This window comes from Hymenobacter sp. UYAg731 (assembly GCF_054061335.1).
In genome coordinates, this window is the sequence record NZ_JBSSEC010000017.1 from 1 (window position 1) to 1598 (window position 1598).

The following is a 1598-nucleotide window of genomic DNA, read 5'->3' on the forward strand; positions in this document are numbered from 1 at the left end:
GTGGCTGTTGCAGAACTCGGGTTAAGCGGTTGCGTTTTTAGGTAGCGACTTTGCGATTGCCCAAACGGGCGCTTTGGGGCGCCTGTTTCGCCGCCAAGCGCCCCCAGTGGCCGCCAGAAGCGGCTTCGGCAAGGCCACCGCTAGGCTCCGTTGCTGTTGGGGCCGGTGCTTGAGCAGCTTTTTGAGGTTGTAGGCCACGGCGGCGAGCAGCATGGTTTTGTGGGCGCCCGCGTGGCCGCGCACGTTCACTCGGCGCAGGCCGTAATGGTGAATCAGGTTCCCGAACACGGGCTCGACCGTGCCCTGGCGGACCCGGCGCATGCGCTGGCCCCGGCGACTCTGTTGGCGCTGCCAAGCGCGGCGGTAGGCCGCGTCGTAAATCGTGCGGTTAATCTGCTTGCGCTTGGCCCGTGGGGCACACAGCGGCTTGCGCGGGCACTGCTGGCATACGTGGCAGGCGGCCCAGTAAATCTTGTGCCAGGTCCCGTCCTGGTTGTTGTCGTACTTCTGGAAGGGCAGCGCCTGGCCTTCCCCGCACGTGTAGGCGTCGGTGCGCGGGTCGTAGGTAAAGCCCGGCAGGTCGGCTTTGTACGGTCCAACAACCGGAATCCAAGCCGTGATGTGCGCGGCTTCGAGCCGGGCGTAATTGGGGCCGTTGGCGTAGCCGGCATCGGCCAGCAAATCGCGCAGGCGCAGGTCGTTTTTTCGCAAGCGTTGTTGCAGGCCGGTGAGCAGCCGGGGCAGGTGCAGGCTGTCACGGCTGTCCGCAAAATCGGCCTGCACGTGGCTGATGACGCCCTTCGCGGTGTCCACGGCCAAGCTGCAGAGGTGGTTGAACGCGCGGGCTTTGCCGGGCTTGACGGAAATGCGCGCGTCGGGGTCGGCGGGGCTGTAATGCGTCTTGTTGCTGAGCAGGCGGGCTTTGGGGTGCTGGGCGCCAGGCACGCTGGAGTGGGCGACGAGCCGGGCCTGGTGCGCGGCTAAGTTGCGAAGCTGGTGCGCCGGGGCCGTCAGGGCGGGCCCCGCAGCAGCCGGCTGGCGTGGCTCACCCATGGCCAAAAATGGGCTGTGGGTGCCTGTCGGCCGCTTTTCGAGCACCGCCTCCAGCGACGCGTTGGCCTTGACCGGCGCCGAGTCGACGGCCTGCGTGTCGCCGGCCACCAGGCCCCGGGCCACGCACTGGGCGAAGACGTGGTCGAACAGGCGCTGGAAGACCGTCGTCGGAAACAGCTGGCGGGTGCGGCTGATGGTCGAGTGCCAGGGCAACTCTTCGTCCACCTCGTAGCCTAAAAACAAGAGGATGTCGAGCCGCAGGGCGCAGTGCTCGACCAGGCGGCGGTCGCTGACCAGGTTTTCCAAGCGGCCCACCAGCACGAGCTTGAAAAACACGACCGGGTCCAACGAGGGCTGGCCCGTGTGGCTATAAAGCGCCCGGGTCTCGTCGTAGAGAAACGTCCAGTCGACCCACTCGGCCAGCCGGCGGTAGAGGTTATGCGGTGGCACGCGTTCGGAAAGCCGAAAACGAGTCACTTCTTTGTCGAGAAATAGCTTTTTGCCTTGCATCTCCCTTCTACGACCCCGGGTTCTGCAACAGCCAC

At 65.8% G+C, this 1598-nt stretch carries 1 protein-coding gene; it reads right to left on the minus strand.

The features are described from left to right. Window positions 1-21 precede the first annotated feature (21 nt). Complete coding sequence (locus tag ACVWYF_RS22815; protein WP_457072499.1) at window positions 22-1563, minus strand: IS1182 family transposase; 1542 nt, start codon at window positions 1561-1563, stop codon at window positions 22-24. Window positions 1564-1598: the final 35 nt, after the last annotated feature.

Bases quoted from the DNA above. Each gene is read 5' to 3' on its own strand.
- ACVWYF_RS22815 (WP_457072499.1), bottom strand. From the start codon at position 1,563: ATGCAAGGCAAAAAGCTATTTCTCGACAAAGAAGTGACTCGTTTTCGG.